The organism is Glycomyces tenuis DSM 44171, from assembly GCF_000427885.1.
GTDB lineage: Bacteria > Actinomycetota > Actinomycetes > Mycobacteriales > Micromonosporaceae > Glycomyces > Glycomyces tenuis.
The window spans coordinates 247,559-272,142 of record NZ_ATYW01000001.1 but is presented as its reverse complement, the minus strand read 5'-3'; the positions used below and the strand labels follow the sequence as shown (position 1 = coordinate 272,142).

Annotated in this window: 21 protein-coding genes; 14 read left to right on the top strand and 7 right to left on the bottom strand. The window is 71.0% G+C overall.

Going from position 1 to position 24,584, the window contains the following annotated elements:
• Positions 1–37: 37 nt before the first annotated feature.
• Positions 38–313: a type II toxin-antitoxin system Phd/YefM family antitoxin gene (locus YWW_RS0101370; protein WP_026928690.1), complete on the top strand. Its 276-nt coding sequence runs from the start codon at positions 38–40 to the stop codon at positions 311–313.
• Entirely contained in the window at positions 306–710 is a 405-nt protein-coding gene (locus YWW_RS0101365) for a type II toxin-antitoxin system VapC family toxin (RefSeq protein ID WP_211228389.1), read from the top strand. Before YWW_RS0101370 ends, YWW_RS0101365 begins: the two co-directional genes overlap by 8 nt.
• Here the strand turns inward: YWW_RS0101365 and YWW_RS0101360 are convergent.
• On the bottom strand, positions 697–1,401 hold the full coding sequence (locus YWW_RS0101360) for a glycosyltransferase family 2 protein (protein WP_026928688.1): 705 nt from the start codon (positions 1,399–1,401) through the stop codon (positions 697–699). The genes YWW_RS0101365 and YWW_RS0101360 overlap by 14 nt on opposite strands.
• A gap of 96 nt (positions 1,402–1,497) precedes the next feature.
• On the opposite strand from YWW_RS0101360, the gene YWW_RS0101355 reads away from it, so the two are divergent.
• From YWW_RS0101355 to YWW_RS0101330, 6 genes are all read left to right on the top strand, one after another.
• Complete coding sequence (locus YWW_RS0101355; protein WP_026928687.1) at positions 1,498–3,621, top strand: hypothetical protein; 2,124 nt, start codon at positions 1,498–1,500, stop codon at positions 3,619–3,621.
• A gap of 47 nt (positions 3,622–3,668) precedes the next feature.
• The gene (gene dcd, locus YWW_RS0101350) at positions 3,669–4,244 is read left to right on the top strand and encodes a dCTP deaminase (protein ID WP_026928686.1); all 576 of its coding nucleotides are present in this window, start codon (positions 3,669–3,671) and stop codon (positions 4,242–4,244) included.
• 133 nt (positions 4,245–4,377) lie between these two features.
• Positions 4,378–5,193: a mechanosensitive ion channel family protein gene (locus YWW_RS27625; RefSeq protein WP_051325240.1), complete on the top strand. Its 816-nt coding sequence runs from the start codon at positions 4,378–4,380 to the stop codon at positions 5,191–5,193.
• Positions 5,194–5,333: 140 nt separating this feature from the next.
• Positions 5,334–6,506, top strand: coding sequence for a mechanosensitive ion channel family protein (locus tag YWW_RS27620; RefSeq protein WP_051325239.1), 1,173 nt, complete (start codon positions 5,334–5,336; stop codon positions 6,504–6,506).
• A gap of 58 nt (positions 6,507–6,564) precedes the next feature.
• A complete protein-coding gene (locus tag YWW_RS0101335) occupies positions 6,565–7,161 on the top strand; it encodes a TetR/AcrR family transcriptional regulator (RefSeq protein ID WP_035697497.1) in 597 nt (198 codons plus the stop codon).
• Positions 7,162–7,234: 73 nt separating this feature from the next.
• Positions 7,235–8,155, top strand: a complete 921-nt coding sequence (locus YWW_RS0101330) for a hydroxymethylglutaryl-CoA lyase (protein WP_026928684.1) — start codon at positions 7,235–7,237, stop codon at positions 8,153–8,155.
• 178 nt (positions 8,156–8,333) lie between these two features.
• Here YWW_RS0101330 and YWW_RS0101325 read toward each other — a convergent pair whose 3' ends face one another.
• Positions 8,334–8,915, bottom strand: coding sequence for a hypothetical protein (locus tag YWW_RS0101325; RefSeq protein ID WP_155829801.1), 582 nt, complete (start codon positions 8,913–8,915; stop codon positions 8,334–8,336).
• A 191-nt stretch (positions 8,916–9,106) separates the two neighbouring features.
• On the opposite strand from YWW_RS0101325, the gene YWW_RS0101320 reads away from it, so the two are divergent.
• Both YWW_RS0101320 and YWW_RS0101315 read left to right on the top strand, forming a co-directional pair.
• Positions 9,107–11,956, top strand: coding sequence for a helix-turn-helix transcriptional regulator (locus YWW_RS0101320; protein ID WP_051325238.1), 2,850 nt, complete (start codon positions 9,107–9,109; stop codon positions 11,954–11,956).
• 79 nt (positions 11,957–12,035) lie between these two features.
• Positions 12,036–13,331, top strand: a complete 1,296-nt coding sequence (locus YWW_RS0101315; RefSeq protein WP_026928681.1) for a prenyltransferase/squalene oxidase repeat-containing protein — start codon at positions 12,036–12,038, stop codon at positions 13,329–13,331.
• 36 nt (positions 13,332–13,367) lie between these two features.
• On the opposite strand, the gene YWW_RS0101310 is transcribed toward YWW_RS0101315, so the two are convergent.
• Positions 13,368–14,744: an MFS transporter gene (locus YWW_RS0101310; protein ID WP_026928680.1), complete on the bottom strand. Its 1,377-nt coding sequence runs from the start codon at positions 14,742–14,744 to the stop codon at positions 13,368–13,370.
• Between the two features lie 179 nt (positions 14,745–14,923).
• On the opposite strand from YWW_RS0101310, the gene YWW_RS0101305 reads away from it, so the two are divergent.
• The 3 genes from YWW_RS0101305 to YWW_RS0101295 all read left to right on the top strand — a co-directional run bounded on the left by YWW_RS0101305 (position 14,924) and on the right by YWW_RS0101295 (position 18,969).
• Positions 14,924–15,517, top strand: a complete 594-nt coding sequence (locus YWW_RS0101305; protein ID WP_026928679.1) for an NADPH-dependent FMN reductase — start codon at positions 14,924–14,926, stop codon at positions 15,515–15,517.
• Between the two features lie 115 nt (positions 15,518–15,632).
• The gene (locus tag YWW_RS0101300) at positions 15,633–18,374 is read left to right on the top strand and encodes a helix-turn-helix transcriptional regulator (protein ID WP_026928678.1); all 2,742 of its coding nucleotides are present in this window, start codon (positions 15,633–15,635) and stop codon (positions 18,372–18,374) included.
• A gap of 46 nt (positions 18,375–18,420) precedes the next feature.
• Positions 18,421–18,969 (top strand): DinB family protein, encoded by a 549-nt coding sequence (locus YWW_RS0101295; RefSeq protein ID WP_035697499.1) that lies wholly within the window; start codon positions 18,421–18,423, stop codon positions 18,967–18,969.
• A 204-nt stretch (positions 18,970–19,173) separates the two neighbouring features.
• Here YWW_RS0101295 and YWW_RS0101290 read toward each other — a convergent pair whose 3' ends face one another.
• The 4 genes from YWW_RS0101290 to radA form a co-directional block, all read right to left on the bottom strand.
• Entirely contained in the window at positions 19,174–19,938 is a 765-nt protein-coding gene (locus tag YWW_RS0101290; protein ID WP_155829799.1) for a hypothetical protein, read from the bottom strand.
• On the bottom strand, positions 19,935–21,680 hold the full coding sequence (locus tag YWW_RS33605) for an alpha/beta hydrolase (RefSeq protein ID WP_051325237.1): 1,746 nt from the start codon (positions 21,678–21,680) through the stop codon (positions 19,935–19,937). The genes YWW_RS0101290 and YWW_RS33605 overlap by 4 nt, the downstream gene beginning before the upstream one ends.
• Positions 21,677–22,102 (bottom strand): hypothetical protein, encoded by a 426-nt coding sequence (locus YWW_RS0101280; RefSeq protein WP_035697500.1) that lies wholly within the window; start codon positions 22,100–22,102, stop codon positions 21,677–21,679. Before YWW_RS0101280 ends, YWW_RS33605 begins: the two co-directional genes overlap by 4 nt.
• Positions 22,103–22,211: 109 nt before the next feature.
• The gene (gene radA / locus YWW_RS0101275; RefSeq protein ID WP_026928674.1) at positions 22,212–23,615 is read right to left on the bottom strand and encodes a DNA repair protein RadA; all 1,404 of its coding nucleotides are present in this window, start codon (positions 23,613–23,615) and stop codon (positions 22,212–22,214) included.
• 79 nt (positions 23,616–23,694) lie between these two features.
• Between radA and YWW_RS27610 the strand changes: the two genes are divergently transcribed.
• Positions 23,695–24,573, top strand: coding sequence for an HAD family hydrolase (locus tag YWW_RS27610; protein ID WP_081687101.1), 879 nt, complete (start codon positions 23,695–23,697; stop codon positions 24,571–24,573).
• The last annotated feature ends 11 nt before the right edge of the window (positions 24,574–24,584 follow it).

The window sequence follows — 24,584 nt, the reverse complement described above, 5'->3', positions numbered from 1 at the left end:
TAGTGCTACATGTAGCGTATGATGCTACAGTACTGACATGAACACCATCAGTCAGCGAGAGTTGCGAAACAACTCCGCTGCGGTCATGAACGCCCTGGAGCGCGGTGAGAGCTTCATCCTCACGCGCAACGGTATGCCGGTCGGAGAAGTGCGGCCGTACAGTCGTCACCGCAAGTTCACCGCTTCGGAGCTGGTTGAGCGGGCCAGCAAGCTCCCCCGGCTCGATTACGAGAGAATGCGTGCGGAAGCGGACGCCTTCTTCGGCGAGGACCGCCTCGGCGACGACGACCCGTGGGATAGGCCCCGTGGTTGACGGCGAGGCTCGCGGAGTGCTGGACACCTGCACCTATATCGATCTCGTGGAGATCGGCGCCGGTCCTCTGCCGGAGATTCCCGAGCTCACCGTCATCTCCATGACCGAGCTGCATCAAGGCGTCGCGATGGCTGCGACCGCTACGGAGCGAGCCATCCGCACCGAGCGGCTCAACGCCGCCGTGCAGGAGTTCGAGCCATTGCCCTACGACGGTGAGGCGGCGAGCCGCTTTGGCACGCTTGCCATGTTGACCGTCGGACAGGGGCGTTCTCCCAAGCCTCGGAGGCTCGATCTGATGATCGCGGCGATCGCCTCGGTGCACGACCTACCGCTCTACACGCGCAACTCTAAGGACTTCAGGGGCCTGGAATCGCTGGTCCGGGTCATCGCCGTCTGACATCGGACCGGCGCAGGCGCTCCCTGCCGAGGAGCCACAGGGCCTGGACGCCGTCGGTCCAGGTGATCTTCTTGCCCTCCTCGCGGCTGCGAGCGGTGTAGGAGATCGGGACCTCGAAGGGGCGGATGCCGCGCTTCAGCAGCTTGGCGGTCAGCTCCGCCTCCATGCCGAAGCCGGCCGAGCGCACCTGGAGGTCCAGGTACAGCCGCCGCGGCATCAGCTTGTAGCAGGTCTCCAGATCGGAGATGTAGGAGTTGAACAGCAGGTTCGCCGCGAGCGTGATCCCCTTGTTGCCCATCACGTACCAGAACGAGTACGCCGAATGGGAGCCGAAGGACCGCGAGCCGTAGACCACCTCGGCCTTGCCGTCGAGGACCGGCGTGAGCAGCTTCGGCAGGTCCGCCGGCTCGTACTCGCCGTCCGCGTCGAACACGACCACGTAGTCGCCCGAGGCCTCCTTCGCGGCGGTCCGGATGGCCGCGCCCTTGCCGCGGTTCCGGTCGTGGCGGATCAGCCGCACCCGCGCTTGATCCTCAAAGGACTGAAGTACTTCCCAGGACCGATCCCTCGAGCCGTCGTCGACGGCGACGATCTCGGTCTCGCAGGGGAAATCCACTGCGAGCAGCTCCTTCATCGTCCCGGCTGCGAGGCGTTCCTCATTGAATACCGGGACGAGAATCGACAACAACATTGCTGCTCCATCCCCGCGTGTTCGAACACGATTTCATAACTTTAACGCGAACCCGCCGCGGCGCGACAGCCCGGGACGGTCGTGTTCAATGGAGCGGTGCTGCTCATGCTGTGGCTCCTCGTCCTCCTACCCGCGCTCGCCTATGCGCTCCGGCCGAACGAAGGCGCCGTCGTCGCCCCGGTCCGCCTCGCGATCGTGCGCGCCGCACTCCTGCTCGGCGCGTGGGCCATCGTCACCGTCGAGGCCGCCTCCGCGGCCCGCGCCCTCACCGCCGGTGCCGCTCTGGCCTCCTGGATCGTCGCCACCCTCGCCGTCGTCGCCGCCGTCGTCGTCCGGTGCCTCAAGGACGTCGCCCCCGTCCGCAGCGGCGGTCCCGTCTCGGCGATCCGCGACGGGATCAAGAGCCGCCGCGGCGCCACCCGCCGCACCTGGCGGCGCACCAAGTCCGCCGCGGCCGCGGCCCCCGGCCGGCAGTGGGCGGCGGCCTGCGTCATCGCGATCCTCTTCATCAGCGTCACGGTCCTCGCGATCGCCTCGGCCCCCAACAACTTCGACTCGCAGACCTACCACCTGCCGCGCATCGAGCACTGGGTCCAGTACGCCTCGGTCGACGTCTACGCCACCGACATCCACCGCCAGGTCGACATCAGCCCCGGCTCGGAGTACCTGCTGACGCACCTGCGGCTGCTCACCGGCGGCGACGGCGCCTACAACCTCGTCCAGCTCCTCGCCGCCGTCGGCGCCGCCATGGCCGCCTCGCGCCTCGCCGCCCAGCTCGGCGGCGGCCCCACGGCGCAGCTCGCCACCGTCTTCCTCCTCGCCACCACCCCCGAGGTCCTCCTCCAGGCCTCCAGCACCCAGGTCGACCTCGTCGCCGCCGCCTGGGTCGCCTGCCTCGCCACCGTCGTCCTCGACGAATTCACCCGCCCGGGGGAGCGGGGCCCGGTCTCCTCGGAGCGCCCCGCCCACGCCACCGCGGCGCCTCCCACCGACGCGCTCTACCTCGGCCTCGCGCTCGGCCTCATCGCCGTCACCAAGACCACCGGCCTGCTCGCCGCCGCGCCGCTGCTGCTCCTGTGGGGCGTCGGCCGCCTCGTCCGCGACGGGCGCCGCCGCCGTCCCTGCATGTGCGGGCACGACCTCGACCACTGCTCGCGCGCCGGGGCCGCCCGGCCGCTCCCGTCGCGGCTGCGCACCGTCGGCGCCTCCGTCGCCGTCCTCGCCCTGGCGCTGCTCATCGTCGGCCCCTTCCTGGCGCGGATGCAGGCCGAGTTCGGCTCGCCGCTCGGTCCGGCGATGCTGCGCGAGTCCATCGGCGTCCAGACCGCCGACCCGCGCCTGATCGCCGTCAACGGCCTGCGCATCGCCCACACCGCGTTCGACACGCCGGTCAGGCCCCTCGCCGACGCCCTCGCCGACGGGATCGGGGCCTTCGCCGGCCTGATCGGCGTCGACGTCAACGACCCGGACGCCACCTTCGGCTCCACGACCTTCCCCACCGCCGCCTGGTACCCCGACGAGGACCGGGCCGCCTTCCCGCTCATCGGCCTCGCCACGCTCCTCGGGGCGGCCTGGTTCCTGTGGAAGGGGCCGGGCCTGCGCCGCGCCTACGCCGGGGCCCTCGCCGCCGCGTTCGTCCTGCTGTGCGCCACGGTCGCCTGGCAGCCGTGGATCAACCGGCTCGTGCTGTTCCTGGTCGTCCTCGGCGCCCCCGTCGCCGGGATCCTCGCCGTGTCACTCGGGCGCCGCCTGATCGAGCGGCGGCGCAAGGCCGTCGCGTGGGGCCTGCTCGGGACCCTCGCCGTCATCGCCTCCCTGGCCGGGCTCCTGACCGTGGCATACGGTTACCCGCGGCGCCTGACCGGCGCGTGGTCCGTATTCGCCCTGAACGACCACGAAGAGCGCTTCGTCCGCCGCCTCGAATGGCTCCCGCAGTACGAGGAGGCGGCCGCGGCCATCGCCGCCTCCGGCGCCGAGACCGTCGGCATCGTCCAGGGCAACGACTCGTGGGAGTACCCGTGGTGGGTGCTCCTGCCCGAGGGCACCGAGCTGGTGGCGCTCCAGTCGATCGTGCCCGGCCGCGCTCCCGCCGAGGTCGCGGACGTCGACGCGATCGTGTGCGCCGAGGACCTCGACGAGTGCGCGACCCTCGTGCCCGGCTCGTGGGACATGAGCACGCTCGGCACCATCGCCTACGCCATCCCGCCCGAAACGCGGTAGTCAACGGCGGTTGGGCCCGGGACGGGCGGGCGCGTTAGCCTTTTGCCATGCTTCTGAGCGACCGAGACATCGTCGACGCCGTCAAGAACGGAAGGCTGGGGCTGGACCCGTACGAGCCCGAGCTCGTCCAGCCGTCCAGCGTCGACGTGCGCCTGGACCGGCGGTTCCGGGTCTTCAACAACCAGAAGTACACCCACATCGACCCCTCGAAGCGGCAGGACGAGCTGACCGAGCCGGTCGACGTCGCGGGCGACGAGCCGTTCGTGCTCCACCCCGGCGAGTTCGTCCTCGCCTCGACGCTGGAGGTCGTCACCCTCCCCGACGACCTGGCCGCGCGCCTGGAGGGCAAGTCGAGCCTGGGGCGGCTGGGCCTGCTGACGCACTCGACGGCCGGGTTCATCGACCCCGGCTTCTCCGGACACGTCACTCTGGAACTGTCGAACGTCGCGAACCTGCCGATCACACTGTGGCCGGGAATGAAGATCGGGCAGCTGTGCGTCTTCCGACTCTCCTCGCCCGCCGAGCACCCCTACGGCTCGGAGAGCATCGCCTCGCGCTATCAGGGGCAGCGAGGCCCGACGCCGTCGAAATCGTGGCAGAAGTGGCGCACCTGGCCCACGTGAGCACTGGTGCAAACGCCCACATAGGCGGATGCTTACACAATTGTCATTCCTCTCGCGCGTGTTTCGCCCGCCCAGTGCGGCTCTATTGCTCCAATAGCCGGAATGGCGCGAATTTCTGTCTTAGTCTGCGGACATGGACATCATGCAGAGCCTTGAGAACGCCCTCGACACCGTCGTGCAGTTCGTGCCGAAGCTGATCGCCTTCCTGCTGATTCTCGTGATCGGCTGGTTCGTCGCCAAATGGCTCGGCAGGCTGGTCGGCAAGCTGCTCGGGAAGGTCGGCCTGGACCGGGTCGGCGAGAAATCCGGTCTCCGCCGGTTCACGGGCCGGTTCGAGTTGAGCGAGGTCTTCGGCAAGCTCGTCTACTACATGCTGCTGTTGTTCACCTTGCAGCTGGCATTCGCCGCGTTCGGGCCCAACCCCGTCTCGAGCATGCTGACGCAGCTCGTCAGCTGGCTGCCGCAGCTGTTCGTCGGGATCCTGCTCGTCGTGGTGGCCTTCGCGATCGCCAACGCCGTCCACGGCATGGTCGCCGGGATGCTCTCGGAGACCAGCTACGGTCAGACGCTGGCGCGGATCGTGCAGGTCGCGATCATCTTCATCGGCGTCGTGGCCGCCACCAGCCAGGCCGGCATCGCCGACAGCGTCACCGAGCCGCTCATGTGGACGGTGTTCGCCGCGGTGGCCGGCATCGTCATCGTCGGTGTCGGCGGCGGCCTCATCGGGCCGATGCGCACGCGCTGGGAGCGGATGCTGAACACCGCCGAGACCGAGACCGCGCGGATGAAGAGCAACAGGCAGCAGTCGTCGACGGACCCGATGGGGCGCAGCTACACCTCGGAGCGGTACGGCAGCGACGCCGACATCCAGACCGAGGAGCCGCGCGCCACGGAGGTGCCGCACGCTTCCGAGCCCGGCATGGACCGCCCGCGCGGCGACCAGCCGTGACCAGAGGGGTAAGGGCCCCTTGACAAACGAATAGCGCTGCTCGACGGACGGCCGTGCTCCCGCTCTGCGGAGCGCGGCCGCCGCCGTGCCGACGGGCCGTGACACGCGCGTCACTCGTCTTTGCCTATAGCCTGAGACCCATGCCGAATCTCGACCCCTGGGTCGTCATCGTGGCGGTGGCGATCCTGTCCGCCCTCGCTGTGAGCCTGGCGCGACTGCTGATCAAGTGGCTGCTGCTGCGCCACGCCTCCGAGCGGGCCTCGCGCCTCATGCACAAGGCGCTCAGGCCCGCGCAGCTCATGGCCGCGACCGGCGGCGTGCAGATCCTGCTGTTCGTCCAGAGCGACGTCCCCGCCGACGACTGGGACGGCGGGTGGAACATCAACCTCAGCCGGACCCTGCTGTTCGGCACCGTCATCTCCGGCGCGTGGCTGATCTCCAACCTGCTCAGCATCGCCAAGGAGCCGCTCCAGGAGCGGTGGGGCTCGCTCAACGAGCACGACGTCGGCGGGCGCCGCCGCCGCACCCAGGCCATCGTCACCTACCGCCTGGTCTCGGCCGGGGTGTGGATGGTGGCGGTCGGGATCATCCTGTTCAACATCCCCTCGCTGCGGGTCGTCGGCACCTCGCTGCTCGGGGCGGCCGGCGTGGCGGGCGTGATCGCGGCGCTGGCCGCGCAGACGATGCTCCAGAACCTCTTCGCGGGGATGCAGCTGGCGTTCGGCGACGCCCTCCGGCTCGAGGACGTCGTCGTCATCGAGGGCGAGTGGGGGCGCATCGAGGAGATCACACTCTCCTATGTGGTGGTCCGGATCTGGGACGAGCGGCGGCTCGTGCTGCCCACCTCCTATTTCAAGACGCACGCCTACGTCAACTGGACCCGCAACGACCCCGCCGTGCTCGGCACGATCCTGCTCGACGCCGACTGGCGGCTGCCGGTCGACGAGGCCCGCGCCGAGCTCCGCCGGTACCTGACGGTCAACCCGCTGTGGGACGGTCGCAGCTGCAACATGGAGGTCAACGACGCCACCGGCCCCTACATGCGGCTGCGCATGACCATCTCCGCCTCCAACCCCTCCCACCAGTGGTCCCTGCGGTGCGAGGTGCGCGAGCACATGATCCGCTGGATCGTCGACAACCACCCGCACTGCATCCCGCGCATGCGCGTCAACAGCTACCAGTCGGTCATGGACGTGCGCAACGGCGCCTTCCCCGACCAGCAGGCCGAGGCGCAGTCGATCGAGCCCTCGGAGATCCAGATGCTCCTCAGCGACGCGCCCTTCGAGCAGCGCAAGCCCGGCCCCGAGTCCTGAGGAAAGAGGGGGTCTTTCCTACCTGCGACGGGGTGCGCGCCGGAGTAGCCTAACGCGGGTGAGCCTTGACCTGACCGATAAGCGAGGCGGCTCCAAACGCCGCCGCGAGATCCTCGACGTCGCCGTGAAACTCCTGGCCAAGCACGGCTACCACGGCGTGTCGATGGACGACATCGGGGCGGCCGCGAACATCACCGGGCCGGCGCTGTACCACCATTTCAAGGGCGGCAAGGAGCAGATGCTCGCCGACGCGCTCATCCCCGTCTCCGAGCGCCTCATGGTCGGCGGGAAGCACTACGCCTCGCTGCACTCCGACGACCCGCGCGCGGCCCTGGAGGCCCTGGTCGACTTCCACCTCGCGGTCACCGTCGACTCGCCGGAGATCGTCATCCTCCACCTCCACGAGCTCGACCGGCTCCCCGCCGAGCCGCGGCGCGAGGTGCGCAAGCTCCAGCGCGTGTACGTCGAGGAGTGGGTGCGGGTCCTGTGCGAGCTGCGGGAGGGCCTGGAGCCCCAGCAGGCGCGCGTGATCGCGCACGGCGCCTTCGGCCTGATGAACTCCACGCCGTACCTGGCGCTCGGCGAGGAGGTCAGCGCCGAGGAGACGGCGTCCCTGCTGCGGGCGGCGGCCCTGGCGGCCCTGGCGGGCACCTGACGGCTCCGGCCGGTGTACGCCGCCCGGAGCGAGAAACGGGAGATATCGTATAGGAAACGGGATCGGAGGCGCGATGATGCATCGACCGGAACAGGTCTCCCTGCGCGAGGTCGCCCCTCGCGACGGGCTCCAGAACGAGCCTCCCGTGCCGACGGGGGACAAGATCCGCCTGCTCGACGCGCTCTCGCGCACCGGCCTGTCCCGCATCGAGGCCGTCAGCTTCGTCCACCCCAGGGCCGTCCCGCAGATGGCCGACGCCGCCGAGGTGTGGGAGGCGGCCGAGAAGCACCCCGGCATCCGATACAGCGCCCTGGCCCCCAACCTGAAAGGCGTCCAGCGCGCGCTCGACGCCGGCTTCAGCGCGATCGAGCTCGTCGTCTCCGCCTCCGACACCCACAACCGGGCCAACGTCGGGCGCGGCACGGACGAGTCGATCGCCGAGCTCGCCGACGTCGTCCAGCTCGCCCACGAGCGGCTCGCCGAGGTCGAGGCCATCATCGCCACGAGCTTCGGCTGCCCCTACGAGGGCGACGTCGACCCCGCCCGCGTGGCCGGGATCGTCGACGCGGCGGCCGCGGCGGGCGTCGACCGCGTCGCCTTCGGCGACACCACCGGCATGGCAACGCCTCGGCGTGTGAACGACCTGCTCGACGCCGTCTTGAGCGGGGTCGGGACCGAGCTGCCGATGCTCATGCACTTCCACGACACGCGCGGCACCGCCCTGGCGAACCTGCTGACGGCCATGGACAGGGGCGTCGTCGAGTTCGACGCCAGCGTCGGCGGCCTCGGCGGATGCCCTTACGCCCCTGGCGCTTCGGGCAACGTCGCCACCGAGGAGGTGGTGCACATGCTGCACGACATGGGGATCGAGACCGGCGTCGACCTCGACGCGCTCCTCGGCGCCGCCGCGCTCGCCCAGGAGGTCGTGGGCCGCGAGCTCGAATCGGGGGTGCTGCGCGCCGGACCCCGCACCCGCCTGACCGAACGGCCGTGACCGGCGCCGACCGCCGTCGCCGCGGCGCCCCTTCCGTGTCGGCGGCCTCGACCCGCCCGCGGGCGATGCGAGAGCCCGGGGGTCTCGAACCTCCCCCGGGCCCCGCCCCGGACACCGTCCACAAGGAACAAACCGTCTGTGCCCGGTCCGCCGGATGAACCTCCGTGCATCCGGCCGTCTATTCGCGCGGCGTGTGCTCGGCGAACTTCCACGTCGCCATCACCGCCGCCACCACCACGAGCCCCATCGCGCCCCGCCAGCCCAGCGCCGGCACGACGAACAGGCTCCCCACGCCCCCGACGATCCCCGCGAACACCGCCACCGCCGAGACCACGACCGACGCCGAGCCGTCGCCGACCTCGGCCGCGGCGACCACGCGCCCGGCGATCGCCACGGCCAGCCCGCCCGAGACCCCCATGGCGAACGCCGCGACGAGCAGGAACGCGAAGCCCGGCGCGAGCGCGACGGCGAAGGCCGAGGCGGTCAGGCCCGCCAGCGCCGCCGAGCCGGTGTAGCGGGCCGGCCCGATCGCGCCGACGCGCCGCGAGGCGTTCGCGGCGGCGACCATGCCGAGCGCGAGCGCCCCCAGCGGCCAGAGCCTGGCCGCGGCGGGCGCCGTGAAGTGGGCGGCGACGTCGGTGATGAGGAAAGCGAGCACGGCCGCGGCCGCGAAGGCGGTGGCCTGCGCGTACGCCGCCGAGATCACCGGCGCCCACCGCAGTGCGGCGGTGGGCCGCCGGGCGGATGTCGTAGTAGCCATGCCGTCGACGCTATGGGCGCCCGCGCCCGCCGAAGTAGGTCGAACGACTGGTCTCGGTGACTGGGTTCGACCAGGTCGCCCGACCCGGTCGGCGCGGGCCCGGTACACCCCAGTCGTTTGACAGATGCGGTGTTCGGCCAGCGTGGCTACCCTGGAAGAGTTCCCATGCCATGCCGAGGACTGGAGCCGCCGTGAAGCCCACCGTCCGCCCCGCGACCGGGGCTCAGCAGTTCGAGGCCCGGCATCAGAACGAGGCGGTGGACTGCCAGGTCGGCGGCGACGCGGCCCCCAGCTACTGCGAGGCCCTCTCGCACTCCTCCCGCACCGTCCTCTACGGCAGGGACGTCGAACTCGACACCATCCAGGCCCTCCTCGACGGCGCGCGCCTCGGGCACGGCGGCGCCTGGGTGGTGCGCGGCGAGCCGGGCATCGGCAAGTCCGCGGTCGTCGACGCCGTGATCCCCCGGGCCGAGGGCTTCACCGTCCTGCGCACCCTCGGCGTCGAGGCCGAGCACACCTGGTCGTACGCGGGCCTCCAGATGCTGCTGCACCCGCTCCTGGACCGGATCGGGAACCTGCCGGCGGCGCAGGCCGAGGCGCTGCGCACCGCGCTCGGCATGGGCGACGGCACGGGCCGCCCCCAGCGTCTCCAGGTCGGCCTGGCCGTGCTGAACCTGCTGGTGGACGCCTCGGCGCAGCGGCCGGTGTACGTCGTGATCGACGACGCCCACTGGCTCGACCGCGACTCCACCGACGCGCTGCTGTTCGCCGCCAGGCGCCTGACGACCGAGTCGATCGGGATGGTCCTGGTCGTGCGCGACGGCTTCGCCCCCGAGTTCCCTGCCCCCGGCATCCCCGAGCTCACGCTCGGGCCGCTCGACATCGAGGCCTCCCAGGCGATCCTGGACACCCGCTCGGACGCGGTGCCGTACACCAGCCGCGACTGGATCCTGCGCCTCGCCGAAGGCAACCCGCTCGCGCTCCTCGAGCTCCCCGCGGCCGACCACGAGGACCCGCTGCGCACCATCGACTCCTCCAACAGCCGCTACTCGACGACCTCGCGCATCCGGCAGGCGTTCACCGAGCGCATCATCGCGCTCCCCGAGGCGACGCGCACGTTGCTGCTGGTGGCCGCCGCCGAGGAGACCGGCGAGACCGCCGTGATCGCCGAGGCCGCCGAGAAGCTCGGCGCGAACCTGAGCGACCTCGAGCCCGCCGAGATCGACGATCTGGCCCGGTACCACTTGGGCCGCATCGAGTTCGTGCACCCGCTGATCCGCTCCGCGGCCTACCACTCGGCGACCAGGGCCCGCCGGATCGACGCGCACCGGGCGCTGTCCGAGGCCTTCGGCAACGGCGACATCCGTCACGCCCGCCACCTGGCGGCGGCGACGACAGGCCTGGACGAGAAGGCCGCCGCCGCGCTCGAGTCCATCGCGTCCTATGAGGCCGAGCGCGGTGGCTGCGTGGCGGAGATGGTCGCCCTCGAGCGCGCCGCGTCGTTCACGCCCGAGGCCGAGGAGCGGGCCCGCCGCCTGGTCGAGGCCTCCCAGACCGCGTACGCGGCGGGCCTGGTCGAGAAGGCCCTGGAACTGGCGGAGAAAGCCGAGCGCCTCACCGAGAACCACGTCCTGCTGGCGCGCACCGCGCTCATCCGGGCCACGGTCCTCTCGTGGGCCGGGGACGCCGGCGCCTTCGAGGTGTGGATGGAATCGGCCGAGCACTACGCGGTGAACGGCCACGAGAACACCGGCTACCCGCTGCTGCGCGGTGTATGGAACGCCTGGGAGACCGGTGACTTCGGCAAGGTCGAGTACGCGAACGAGCTGGCGACGCGCTTCGGCGGCTCGAACAACACCTGGGCCAAGCGGCTGGCCCGCGCCGCCGCCGGGCTGAACCGGCGCCCATGGGTGACCGCGGGCGAGGCGGTGGACGCGCTGCGGAGCCTGTACGACTACTACCAGCCGCTCCACGACGACTTCCGGCGCTTCGACCAGGTGCTGGCCTCGCGCTGGCGGCTGCTGGCCGGGGACGTCCCGGCCGCGCACACCGCGGCGAGCGAGAAGGTGCGGGACTGCCGTGAGGCGGGCGCCACGAGCCCGCTGATCCAGGCGCTGCTGGTGCAGGCGCAGACGCAGCTCCACTACGGCCGCTACGCGGACGCGCAGGCGGCGGCGACGAGCGCGATCGAGCTGGCCGCCGAGACGAACGACCGCCGGGCCCTGATGCAGGGCCGCGTGTGGGTGCTGCTGCCGATCGCGGCGATCCGCGGCGAGGAGCGGCGCTGCCGCGAACTGGTGGCCGCCGCGATCGAGGACGCCCCCGAGGACTCGGTGATCCCCGCCGACACCTCCCTGGGGCTGCTCGATCTCGGGCTGGGCCGCCACGAGGCGGCGTTCGAGCGGATGCACCGCATCGCCGAAGGCACCACGCCGATGGAGATCCTCACGCAGGTGCCGACGCTCGTGGAGGCGGCCTACCGCTGCGGGAGGCTCGGGGAGGTCAAGGAGGTCTTCGGCTGGTTCGCCGACTGGGCCGACGCCACCGGGCGCTCCTACTGGGAGGCGCTGGTGGAGCGGTGCCGGGCGATGCTGGAGCCGGACGACGAGGCGGGCGCGCACTACGCGCGGGCCGTGGAGCTGCACCGCGCCGACGACATCGATCCCTTCGAGCGGGCCCGCACCGAACTGGCCTACGGCGAGTGGCTGCGCCGCGAGCGCCGCATCAACGAGGCCAGGGCTCACCTGCGGGAGGCCACGGAGGTGTTCGAGCGCCTCGGCGCCGTGCCGTGGACCGAACGCGCCCAAGGGGAGCTGCGCGCCGCGGGCGACTCCTCGGCGATCGAGGCGAAGCCGGACCTGGCCGAGAAGCTCACGCCGCAAGAGCTGCAAGTGGTGCGGCTGGCCGCTGACGGGCTGACGAACCGCCAGATCGGCGAGCAGCTCTTCGTCAGCCCGAGAACGGTGGGCTACCACCTGTACAACGCCTACCCGAAGCTCGGCGTCTCCTCGAGAACCGAGTTGGCGAAGCTCGATCTCTGATGGTGCCGCGCTGTCGGGTTTCCGTCAGTTCGGGATTCGGTGACGCCGCGGTTCGCCGCGCCCGCTTAGCATGTGAGCCATGTCCTCCCCCTCGATTCGGGACCGCCAGCTGTTCGCGTGCCTCGAGCGCGCGTTGCACTGGGTCGCCGAGGCCTATGTCGACGACGTGCCCGGTTGGCCGGTCACCCGCGGGGGTTCGGAGACTCCCGTGTGGGGCGGCGGCATCGACGGTGTCCGGGCCTTCACCGCCGTCGAACGGGTCAATGAGCTCGTCCCCGGGCTGAAGGTGCCCGGGCACTTCAACGTCCGCCTCGACGACGTGGTCGACACGATCCTCCGCCAGCAGAAGCGCAACGGCTCCTTCCCGCTGCGAGAGCAGGGCTTCGCGGGGATCGAGCCGACGGTATGGGTGCTGGTGGGGCTCAAGGAGTACGGCCACGGCCGATCCCAGTACGTCGCTCGGGCGCTCGCCTACCTGAGCTCGCGAGTGGCGCCCGACGGCACGGTCCGCTCCGGCGTCGAGGAGACCGACCGCAGTCCACGCGTGATCCCCGCCGCGCTGACGCTGTGGGCCTTCACCGAGTGGGGCCACGATCTCGAGGCGCAGGATCGGATCAGGAACTTCCTGTTTCGCGTGCGCGACCCGAACACGGGCGGGTGGAGCGCGCGTCGCAACGGCACGCCGAGCCCGGCGATGACGGGCATGGTGCTGCATGTGCTGTCGGTCTCCGACACCCCCGTTTCCGAAGAGGTCAAGAAGGCGGCCCTGCGGTACTTGGCCCGGCTCCAGCAGGCGGACGGGTCGTGGCCGCCGGTGAGCGACCACTGGGCGATCAAGACGCGCCGTGAAGTGCGCTTCCCGCATTTCCACGTGTCGGGGAACTTCTGGATCCTGTTGGCGCTCGCGCGCTGCGACGAGCAGCTCGCGCGGGACATGGCGAGGCGCCTGGTCCGCTACATCCTCGCGGCCCAGGAGACGGCGGGCGGCTCGCAGACCAGGGGCTCCTGGGACGACACGTTCGGCAACGGCACCGACCGCTACGTCTGGCTGGTGTCGCAGGGGATCGTGGCGCTCGTCGAATGGCGGCTCTCCCGGCCGCGCACCCGAAGAGCGAGGATGTTGGAGGCGGGCCGGGACGCCGTGCGGCGCGTCCGGCACTGGCTGGTCAAGCGGAGGTTGTGGATCGTGGTGGTCGGCCTGACGCTCGTCGTCCTCGCCCCGCAGATCGACGACAGCGTGAGGACGATCGCCGACTGGTTCCGGCTCAATCCCGCTTCGCTGAGGGAGGAGCTGGTGGCCGGCGGGATCGTGTCGATCGTCATCGGCCTGGCCTCGGAACTGATCCGCTCGCCGCGCAGGCGGCGTCGGCGATGACCGCCCGCGCGAGGCCTCGAAGCCTGGCCGAGGTCCTCATGACGCGGTGGGAGCCGGGGCGCGCCAGGGTCTGCCGCTCATCATCGCGGCCGCTCCCAACAGGAGGATCGCGGCCACGGCCCAGGCCGAGAGGCGGTAGCCGTCCACCGCCGTCGCTCCCAGCCCCCACATGAGCGCGGCGATCACCGGCCCCAGCGAGGTGCCGATCGTCCTCGTCGTCGCCATGAACGCCCCGGCCGTCCCCGCCTGCTCGTCCGGCGCCGCCGCCAGCAGGTGCGTGTTCATCGGCGTGTTGAACACTCCGAACGCCAGGCCCAGCGCGGCGATCCGCACGCCGATGCCGAGCAGCCCCGTGGACTCGTCCACGAACAGCAGCGGCACGATCGCGACCATGACCAGGCCCGCCCCCGCCAGGGAGACGCGGCCCGCGCCGAAGCGGTCGGCCAGGAACCCCGAGAGCGGCGTCATCAGCCCGACGCCGCCGATGTACGTCAGCAGCACCGTGCTCACCAGCTCCGAGGGCATCTCGTGTACGTCGGTCAGCAGGAACGGCAGGCTGAAGTTCAGCAGGCCCGTCACCCCCGACATCAGCGTCAGGCTCAGCAGCGCCCCCGCCATGATCGGCCTGCGCACCAGGGCGACCGTCGCCCTCGACGAGGGCTGGCGCACCCACAGCGCGCCGAGCGCGACGCTCGCCGCCAAGGCCGCCAAGGAGATCCACGGCGCCGAGTCGAGGTATTCGAAGGCCAGCAGGAACGCCACGATCGCGCCGCCGGAGGTCGCCACGTCGACGACGATGACCCGGTCCAGGCGCGGCAGTCCCGTGCCGTTGCTCGGCACCGTCGCCCACAGCGCGGCCATCGCCAGCGCCGCCATGGCGACGAAGACCCAGAACAGGCCGCGCCAGTCGAAGGCGGCGATGATGAGCCCGCCCGCGCCGACCATGCCCATGCCGCCGATGGTCATCAGCAGCGTGATCGTCGACATCGCCCGGCCGCGCTGCGCCTCGGTTGCCGAGGTGACGATGATCCGCCCGGTCATGCCGAACAGGAGCCCGCCGAGCAGGCCCTGCGCGACCCTGGCGGCGATCAGGACCGGGAAGCTCGGCGCGAGCGCGGCGGCCAGGGCGAACAGGCCGAGGCCGCCCATGGAGAACACGGCGACCGCGCGCATGTCGGCGCGGTCGGCCAGGCGCCCGGCCGCGATCGCGACCGCACCCATCGGCAGGGCGTAGGCGAGCAGGACCCAGGCGGTGGACGCCTCGGAGACGGTGAACTCGGTGCGGATCGGGGGGAGCCCCACGGCCAGGGCGGACATGCCGCCGGCGACGACGAGCTGGGCGAAGCCGACGGCGGCGATCGCCCCCCAGCGGGTGCGTTCGACCGCTGGGGCCGATTCGAGTGCGGTGGTCATGGTTCCCAAAGCTATGGGCGGCGCGGTGGCGCCGCATCCGTCGACCGACTGGTCGCGGCGACGGGCGCCGGCCGCGGCCCTCGACCGGTCGGCGGCCAGTCGCCCGACAGATGCCGCTCCAGTCGGTCCGTCCGTAGCTTCGTTGTCGTCAACCGCAATGACGAGCGAAAGAGAACCCCATGTCCGACAAGCTGAACCTGGCCGTCATCATCGGCTCCACCCGCGAGGGCCGCTGGGGCCCGGTCCCCGCCAAGTGGATCGCCGAGGCCGCGGCCCGGCACGGCGGCTTCGAGGTCGACCTGGTCGACCTGCTCGACACCGACCTGCCCCAGCACATGACCGAACTGGACCTGTGGTCGCGCCCGGGGGAACCGAGCGTCCCCGTCGCGACCCTCGGCGAGCGCCTCCACCGCGCCGACGCGTTCATCGTCGTCACGCCCGAGTACAACCACTCCTATCCGGCCCCGCTCAAGCACGCCATCGACTACTACATGTCCGAGTGGGCCGCCAAGCCGGTCGGGCTGGTCTCCTACGGTGGCGGCGCCGGAGGCCAGCGGGCCGCCGAGCACCTGCGCCAGGTCTTCCCCGAGCTGCGGGCGACGACCATCCGCCACACCCTGATGTTCTCGATGTACTGGGAGAAGTTCGACGAGAACGGCCGGTTCGCCGGCTTCGACGAGGCCGAGCCGCACGCCAAGAGCTTCCTCGACGAGCTCGAATGGTGGGGCCGGGCGCTGGTCAACGCCCGCAGGGAAGCGCCGCTCCCGGCCTGAGGGCGCGGGCTCTCCGCGCGTCCACGGCCCGCGGTCTTTTCCCCATGAGGGAAGGCTTACCGGCCATGGCTTGCGGACTTTCCAGGCCTTTTTGGGCGGCGCTATCGTTGCATGCGTGCTGTACGGACGCGCCCAAGAGATCGCCGGCCTCGAATCCCTCCTCGAGGACGCCCGCGCCTCCCGTGGATCCGCACTGGTGATCCGCGGGGAGGCCGGGATAGGCAAGTCCACCCTCGTGGACGCCGCCGCCGAGGCGGCCGCCGACTTCACGGTGCTGCGCTGCGTCGGCGTCGAGAGCGAGCACGCCTGGTCCTACGCGGGGCTCCAGGCGCTCCTGCTGCCCCTCACCGGCCACCTCGACGCGCTCGCCGACTCCCACGCCTGCGTCCTGCGCACCGTGCTCGGCCTGAACCCCGATCTCAAGAAGCGTCCGCCCTCCGAGCAGGAGCGCCTCGACAGCCGCTTCATCATCGGCGTCGCCGTCCTCAGCCTGCTGGCCGAGGCCGCGGCGGCGAAGCCGGTGCTGTGCGTCGTCGACGACGCCCACTGGCTCGACCCCGACTCGGCCGAGGTCCTGCTGTTCGTCGCCAGGCGCCTCACCGCCGAGCCGATCGCGATGCTGTTCGCCGCCCGCGACGGCTACGCCCCCGACTTCCCCGCGCCCGGCGTCGACGAGCTCTCCGTCGGCCCGCTCGACGACGCGGCCGCCGCGAGCCTGCTCGGCGAGCGGCTCACCGGCATGCCCCAGACGGCGCGGCAGCGCCTCCTCCAAGCCGCGGCGGGCAACCCGCTCGCCCTGCTCGAACTGCCGCCGACCGAGCCCGACGCCCGCCCCGCCACCGACCGGCCCGGACACCGCCGCTCCACGACCGCCCGCCTGACGCAGGCGTTCCGCGACCGCATCGACCGCCTCCCCGAGGCCACCCGCACACTGCTGCTCGTCATCGCCGCCGAGGACACCGGCGACACCGGCACCGTCCTGGCCGCCGCCGGGAAACTCGGCGCGGGCCTGTCCGATCTGGCGCCCGCCGAGGCCGACGACCTCGTCCACTTCGCCCAGGACCGCTTCGAGTTCGGCCACCCGCTCATCCGCTCGGCCGCCTACCAGGGCGCCCCCTCCTACCGCCGCGTCGAGGCGCATCTGGCCATCGCCGAGGCCATGGACGAGGCCGACCACCGCCGGGCCTTCCACCTCGCCGCCGCCACGACCGGCCCCGACGAGTCCGTGGCGGCCGCGCTCGAGGCCTCCGGCGAATGCGTGCGCGGCTGCGGCGGCCACCGCGTCGAGTACTCGATCTACGAGCGCGCCGCCGCCTTCACCCCCGACGGCCATGAGAAGGGGCGGCGCCTGGTGCTGGCCGCCGAAGCCGCCATGCTGGCGGGCAACGGCGCCAAGGCCGCGGAGCTGTGCGCGCAGGTGGGGTACTGGACCCGGGACCGGAGGCTGCTGGCCCGCGCCACCACCGTCGGCGCCTCGGTCGCCTCCTGGGGCGGGGAGGTCCACGAGGCCTACCGGCTGTGGATGGAGGCCGCCGACCACTACCAGGCCTCCAGGCCCGAGGCCGCCGGGTACCCGCTGTTCCGCGCCGTCGAACTGGCCTGGCAGGGCGGGGACTTCTCCCGCGCCGAGGTGACCGCCGAGTACGCCGAGCGGCTCGGCCTCGAACACGCCCCGTGGGTGCGGGCACTGGCCGTCGCCACCGCCGGGTTCAACCGCTCATGCGCGTTCACCGTCGCCGACGCGGTGGACTCGCTGCGGCACCTGATCGGCATCCACGAGGAGTTCGGCCCGAGGACCTCGCTGGAGGACCGGGCCATGATCACCTGGTGGCGGCTCCTGATCGGCGACATCGACAGGGCCGAACGCTCCGGCGCGGCGCTCGTTCGCGAATGCCGCGAGTCCGGCGCCTCCGGGCCGCTGCCGAGGGCACTGGCCCTCTACGCCGTCACCGAGTTCCACAGAGGACGATGGGCCGACGCCGTGGCGCTGGCCGAGAACTCCGTGGAGATCTCCTACGAGCTCGGGCAGCGCATCGGACCGGTCAAGGCGCGGGCATGGGTGCTCGCCCCGATCGCGGCGCTGCGCGGCGACGAGGTCCGAGCCAGGGAACTCATCGGCTCGGCGCTCGACGAGTCGCCCGCGGGGACGCTCGTCGCCGTCGACACGGCGCTCGCGCTGCTCGACTTCAGCCTCGGCCGCTACGAGGAGACGCTCGACCGGTACATGGCGCGCTTCGAATCCGAGGCGCCCGGCGACGCGCTGACGCACGCCCCGGTGGCGGTCGAGGCCGCCGTCCGCGTCGGCGATCCCGGCCGGGTCGCCGAGGTCTTCTCGTGGTTCAGGCTCTGGGCCGAAGCGACGGGCGTGCCGCATTGGCAGGCGATGGTCGAGCGCTGCCTCGGCCTCCTCGCGCCCGAGGAGGAGGCCGGCAAGCACTACGAGCGCGCCGCCGAGCTGCACCGCGAGGCCGACGCCTTCCCCTTCGAGACCGCCAGGACCGAGCTCGTCCTCGGCGAGTGGCTGCGCCGGGCCAGGCGCGTGGGCGAGGCCAAGACCCGCCTGCGCGCGGCCGCCGAGACCTTCGAGCGCCTCGGCGCCGCGCCGTGGACCGAGCGGGTGCGGCGCGAACTGCGCGCGGCGGGCGACGCCGGGCCGGTCGAGAACGGCCCCGGCCTGGCCGAGCGCCTGACGCCCCAGGAGCTGCAAGTGGTGCGCCTGGCGGCGGCGGGCCTGAGCAACCGCGAGATCGGCGAGCAGCTCTATTTGAGCCCGCGCACCGCCGGCTACCACCTGTACAAGGCCTATCCGAAACTCGGCGTCGCCTCCCGCAACGAGCTGTCGAGACTGGGCCTGTAGGAGGGAGCTCCCGCCCGGTGCCGGACCCGGTTGGCAGCCTCGGCCTGTGAGCGACACCTATGAGAACCGCATCGAACCGCCGCTCGCGGGCGACGAGACCGCGACGCTGATCGGCTCGCTGGAACGCCGGCGGGCCACCCTCGCATGGAAGTGCGGGGGACTCGACGCCGAAGGCATGCGGGCGACGGTCGGCGCCTCCGCGGTGACCTTGGGCGGCCTGCTGAAGCACCTGGCGCGCGTCGAGGAGGAGAAGTTCTCCCACATGCTCCACGACCGGCCGTTCGGCGAGCCGTGGACCACCGCGGACTGGGAGGCCGACCCGGAGTGGGACTGGAACTCCGCGGCGGAGGACACACCCGAGCAGCTCATGGAGTTGTGGAGCGGCGCGGTGGCGCGGTCGCGCCTCCTGCTCGCCGAGGCGCTCGAGCACGGTGGCCTCGACCAGCTCGTGCGCTGCACGTGGCTGGACGGCGGCTCGCCGAGCCTGCGGCGCATGATGATCGACCTCATCGAGGAGTACGCCAGGCACACCGGCCACGCCGACCTCATCCGCGAATCGGTCGACGGTCTCGTCGGCGAGGACCCGCCGAGTTGAACGCCTTGCCCGCCGACGAAGTAGGAGGCGGCGAACTTATGAAGTTCGTTCAAGATTCACGGCTGAGGACGTGATCCTTTCAGGAACGCTCGCAAATGATCGCCGCGGTGGATGACCCATACTCGCGGTGATCGCATGACGAACGAAGATCCCGGCGTTGTCAACCACGACGTCTGGACAGCAATTATGAATAGGATCGCCTTTTCAGAGCATGCCGTCGTAGCGTCCGAGGGTCGGGTTCCCGGGGGCGTCGGGTTCGCGGCTCCATGGCACCATGCCTGCGAGGCCGGCTGTCGTGGTGTGGTCGAACGGCGCGACGGCCTCGTCGCTGGTCTCCTCTGTGGGGATGCCGTCGGGGAAGTATTCCTCGACGATGTCGCCATCGCTTCCGGGCTCGATGCCGCCTGCCGGGGGGATGTATTCGATCTCGCCCTTGTCGCTCACCGGCACGCAACCCGACTGGACGACCAGGCCGACCATGTCCCAGACCTTGTACCAGAGGGCTATGCCGTCCTCGCGCTTGACGGAGAGGTCGTGGAACCCCGCGCCGTCTCCTTCGTCGGTGCGCGTGGTGTATCCCAGCTCTGCCCAGTGCTCGCGCAGCACATCGATGTAGTCTTCGCGAACCTTCGGGTCCGCTGAGAGCTCCTTGCCGAAGGAGTAGCTGATTTCAATGTTGGTGTAGTCGGGGTCGTCGACGCCGTTGTGGCTGCACGGGAGTTCACGCCAGCTCCGGGCGGTGAAGCCGGGGAAGTCGGGGAGCACCGCGATGGTGTCGACTACAGCCTGCTCCATTGGGGCGTAGGCTTCCGCCTGGGTGTACTCGCTCTCCGGTGGTTCCTCCGACATTCCGAACACCCCACATCCGGTCAGCACGATTGCGGCTGCGATCGCGGCCAAAGCTGTCACTGTCAGTTTCAAAATTCCCGGCACTTCTCTGCTCATGGCGTCGACGGGCTTTGCGCTCATGTCACACTTCCGGTGTTTCCGGTGATGATTTTCGCCATGTTCCTGCGTCCGATGTTGTTCTCCTCGTCCCAGTAGGCGCTGTGGTTGGCCTTCGCCCCGTCGCGCGTCGCCTCGCTGTGGAACTCGTTGCCGCCGAATTCGTCGGATGTCGGATCGGTGCCGTGAATCATCTGGTCGTAGTCCCCGCCTGCTTGGAACGATTCGGGGCGCGCCCAGGAGATGATGTCCTCATCGTTGAGACTGGCCCAGACGTTGTCCGCGCCGATCCCCAGATCCTCGGCGGAGTCGACGCCGACGCCCGGAGAGCCGACGAAGATCATGTTGTCCACGTCCAGCCCCTCCTCGCGTGCGGTGACGCCGATCGTGGTCGAGCCGTAGGAGTGGCCGGTCATGGTGAGATTGGCCGGATCGCCTTCCGCAGTGGATCGAAGGCCGTCCGTGAACCTGCTCAGATCACCGGCGGCCCCTTCGGCGTAGCTCTCCAGCGCCGCATCGCCTACGGTGTCCGGCGCGTCGTAGCCCAGCCACATCATGGAAGCGGTCATGCTGCTGGAATCAGACCAGTAAGCGTCCGCGGCCATGGCCTCGGCCCTGCCGATATCGCCTCCGATCCCGTTGAGGTCAGCACCCGTGCCGGGAACGTAGACGTTCACGTTGTCGGCCGTGTCCGGATTCCCGACCGATACCACCGCTTGACCATCACCCGTCGGGTCCAGATCGATCAGGTAGTACGGGAAGCTAGGTCCGTCCTCGATCTTGTAGTCCTCACCGATCCTGTCCTGGAGGTCGGTCAGGCCTTCGTGCCGCTCCTGTAGCGTTTCGAGCTCGCCCATGATCGTCGACCAGCTCGGGTCGGCGCCGGGGTCCCCCCGCGCCTCCTCGGCCTGGGCCTCCAGATCCTGGATCTGCGAGTCGAGATCGGTGATCTCGTCGTCCAGCAGTTCGCGGTTGGCCCGGTCGCGATACTCGACCGGAACACCGTCGAGCGGTCCGACGACACTGGGGTGCTCGGTGGTGAAGAGCTCCCGCTCCTCATCGGACAGGGAGTTCCACCACTCGTTGACCTCCTCCGGGCTCACCTCGCCGGACTCGGCCCGGTCCAGGAAGTCCTGGTGCTGCTCCAGCAGCTGGTCGGCCGCCCAGTCGTCGTAACGCGGGTCCGAGAGCTTCGGCTCCAGCTGCGGCACGTCGTCGTCGATCGCCTTCAACTGCGCGCTCAGCTCGTCGTCGTACTCGCGCACCTCGGCCATGAGCGAACGGAACTGCTCGGTCAGCGCCTCGGCCCGCTCGACCATTCCCTCCAGTTCGAGCCTGCGTTCCGGCGGAACACCGCCGGCTGCGACGGGGTCGTCGAGGACCTGCGCCCCGGACACTTCGAAGCGCTCCTCGCCGACGCCGCCGGTCGGCAGGATGTACAAGCCGCCCTCGGCCAGCAGGTCGCTCAGCTCCTGGCGCTTGCCCTCGAACCATTCGGCGCCGTCGTACAGCAGGTTCTTGATCCGCTCGGCGGACTCCAGGTCCTCGACGAAGCGATCGAACGTGCGGCGGAAATACTCGCGGGTCGCATCGGCGCCCTCGCCCTCGTACTCGCCGCTGTCCGCCTGCAGGACCGGGTTGTCGTCGAAGATCACGGCGCCGTACTCCTCCGTCGAGGCGCGGATCCGCCGTTCCCACACGGACGCGACCTCATCGAGGGGAGCGAAGTCGGTATCGCGGAACGTCTGCCAGGTCAGCGCGCTCATGCCACCGGGACCGCCTCGCCGGAGCTCGGCACGCCGCCGGTGACCGGCTCGGCGCGCTCGGCGCCCGTGGCCTCGTAGTAGGCGTCCTCGGTGTACTCGACCGGACCGGTCGCGTCGTCGAGCTCGACGAAGTCGCCTGCCGCGTAGCCGTCGGCCGCGCGGGCCTCGGCGGCGCCTGTCTGCATGTAATCCGCTCCGTCGACGACGCGTTCGCAGAACCCGCCGACGCGCCCGGCCCAGAACGCCGTGGCCACGGCGAGACCGGCCCTGAACGCGAACTCCCGCACCGTGATGTCCGCGAGGTCGTTCGAGGTGGTGCTGTCGACCGACGCCCATTCCCGGGCGATCGCCTCGGCAGCGGATTTCAGGTTCTCGGCGGCCGTGTCCACGGCATCCGGATCTATTCGCAGTTCGACACCCATGGATGGGGGATCCATTCATAGTAATTCGGACTGTTCTCGAAGGATGCTACCGAATTGTCGCCACCGAATGTGTCCCCGCGTGTTCGCCAGGTCATCATGGTGGGCGCCGTCAGCCGCGTGTGGCCCAGGTCCTCGCGGCGGCCTGCTTCGCGTCGTTGATCGTCTCCACTTCGATGACCTCGATGCCGGTGTGCCGCTCCGAGACCGAGCCCTTCGGGACGATCGCCGTCTTGAAGCCCAGCCGCGCCGCCTCGCTCAGCCGCCGGTCGGCGTTGACCGTCCGGCGCACCTGCCCGGTCAGCGAGACCTCCCCGATCGCCACCAGGTCCGCGCTCACCGCGATCTCCTGCTCGGCGCTCACCAGCGCCAAGGCCAGCGCCAGGTCCGAGGCGGGCTCGCGGACCCTGATGCCGCCGATCGTCGTCGCGTACACCTCGCGGTCGAGCAGCCGCATCCCGCCGCGCCGCGTCAGCACCGCCAGCACCATGTTCAGGCGGGCCTGGTCGAGCCCCGAGACGGTGTGCCGCGGGATCGCGCCGTCCTTGACCGACTTCCCCACCAGCGCCTGGACCTCCACCGGCACGGCCCGGCGGCCCTCCATCGTCACCGTCACGCACGTGCCCGGCGTCGGCTCGCTCGGCGCGTCGTCGAGGAAGAGGCCGGACGGGTCGGCCAGCGACACGATCCCGTCCTCGGTCATCTCGAAGCAGCCGACCTCGTCGGCCGGCCCGAAGCGGTTCTTCACGCCGCGCAGCAGCCGCAGCATCGAGTGCCGGTCGCCCTCGAAGTGCACGACCGTGTCCACGAGGTGCTCCAGCGCCCGCGGCCCGGCGATGCCGCCGTCCTTGGTGACGTGCCCGACGAGGACCACGGCCATGTTGCGGGCCTTGGCCTCGGCGATGACCGCGCTGGCGACCGACTTCACCTGCGTCACCCCGCCGGGGACGCCGTCGGCGTCGCCCGCGATCACCGTCTGGACGCTGTCGAGGATCAACAGCGCCGGCTTCACGTCCTCGATGTGGCCGAGCACCGCCCCCAGGTCGGTCTCGGCGGCCAGGTAGAGCTCCTCGGACAGGCAGCCGGTGCGGTCGGCGCGGCGGCGCACCTGCGAGGCCGACTCCTCGCCGGTGGCGACCAGCGCCCGCCCGTACCCGGCCTCACCGAACCTGTGGGCGACCTCTAGGAGGAGCGTCGACTTGCCGACGCCCGGCTCGCCGGAGATGAGCGTGACGCCGCCGGGCACCAGGCCGCCGCCCATGACCCGGTCGAACTCGCCGATGCCGGTGGGCAGGCTCGCGGCCTGCTCGGCCGAGACGGTGCCGATCCGCTGCGCGGGCGCGGCGGGCCGCCGGGCCCCGGAGGCGGCGGCGATCGGCCCGGCCGACTGACGCGGGGGCGCCGCCGACTCCTCCATGGAGCCCCATTCGCCGCAGTCGGGGCACTGCCCGACCCACTTGGGGACGCGGTGGCCGCACACGGCGCATGCATAGGAGATCCGCTGGCTCTTCGGCATGCCGCAAGCGTACGGGCAGGGGCCGACAGCCCTCGATAAGCGGGCGAACTCGTCGGCCGGTGTCATTAGACTGGCGATCATGAAACAAGAGGAGCCGACAGGCGGCTCACCGGCGCTCTCCGACGATCGGACCGAGGACCCGCGGGCGCCCGGCTCGCAGGCTTCACCGAGCGCCGTCTTCTTCGACCTCGACAAGACCGTCATCGCGAAGGCGAGCTCGCTCGCGTTCAGCCGGCCTTTGTACAAGGGCGGGCTGCTCGGGCGCCGCGACGTCCTCAAGGTCGCCTACTCGCACCTGGTGTTCCGGCTCGGCGGCTCCTCCGACGAGGAGCAGATGGCCCGCACCCGCGACTACATCGCGCAGCTCTCGCGCGGCTGGCCCGCCGACCAGGTCCGCGCCATCGTCGACGAGACCCTGCACGAGCTCATCGACCCGTTCGTCTACGCCGAGGCCGCCGCGCTCATCGAGGCGCATAGAGCCGCCGGCCGCGCCGTCGTGCTGGTCAGCGCCTCGGGCGAGGAGATGGTGGCGCCGATCGGCCGGATGCTCGGGGTCACCGACGTCATCGCCAGCCGGATGGTCATCGGCCGCGACGGCCGCTACACCGGCGAGATCGACTTCTACGCCGCGGGCCCGGCCAAGGCCGAGGCGATCAAGCACTTCGCCTCCGAGCACGGCATCGACCTGGCGGCCTCCTTCGCCTATTCCGACTCGATCACCGACGAGCCGATGCTGCGCTCGGTCGGCTTCCCGCGGGCGGTCAACCCCGACCGCGGGCTGCGGCGCCTGGCGCTGGAGGAGGAGTGGCCGCAGCTGGTGTTCCGGCGCCCGGTGGCGCTGCGCCCGGCGATGCCGGGCCCGACACGCCTGAAGTACGCGGCGGCGGGTCTCGGCGTTGCCGCTGTGGCATATGTAGTCTGGCGCGTGTGGAGGGACCGTCGTCTCAGGACCGCCTGAGCAGCGCTTTC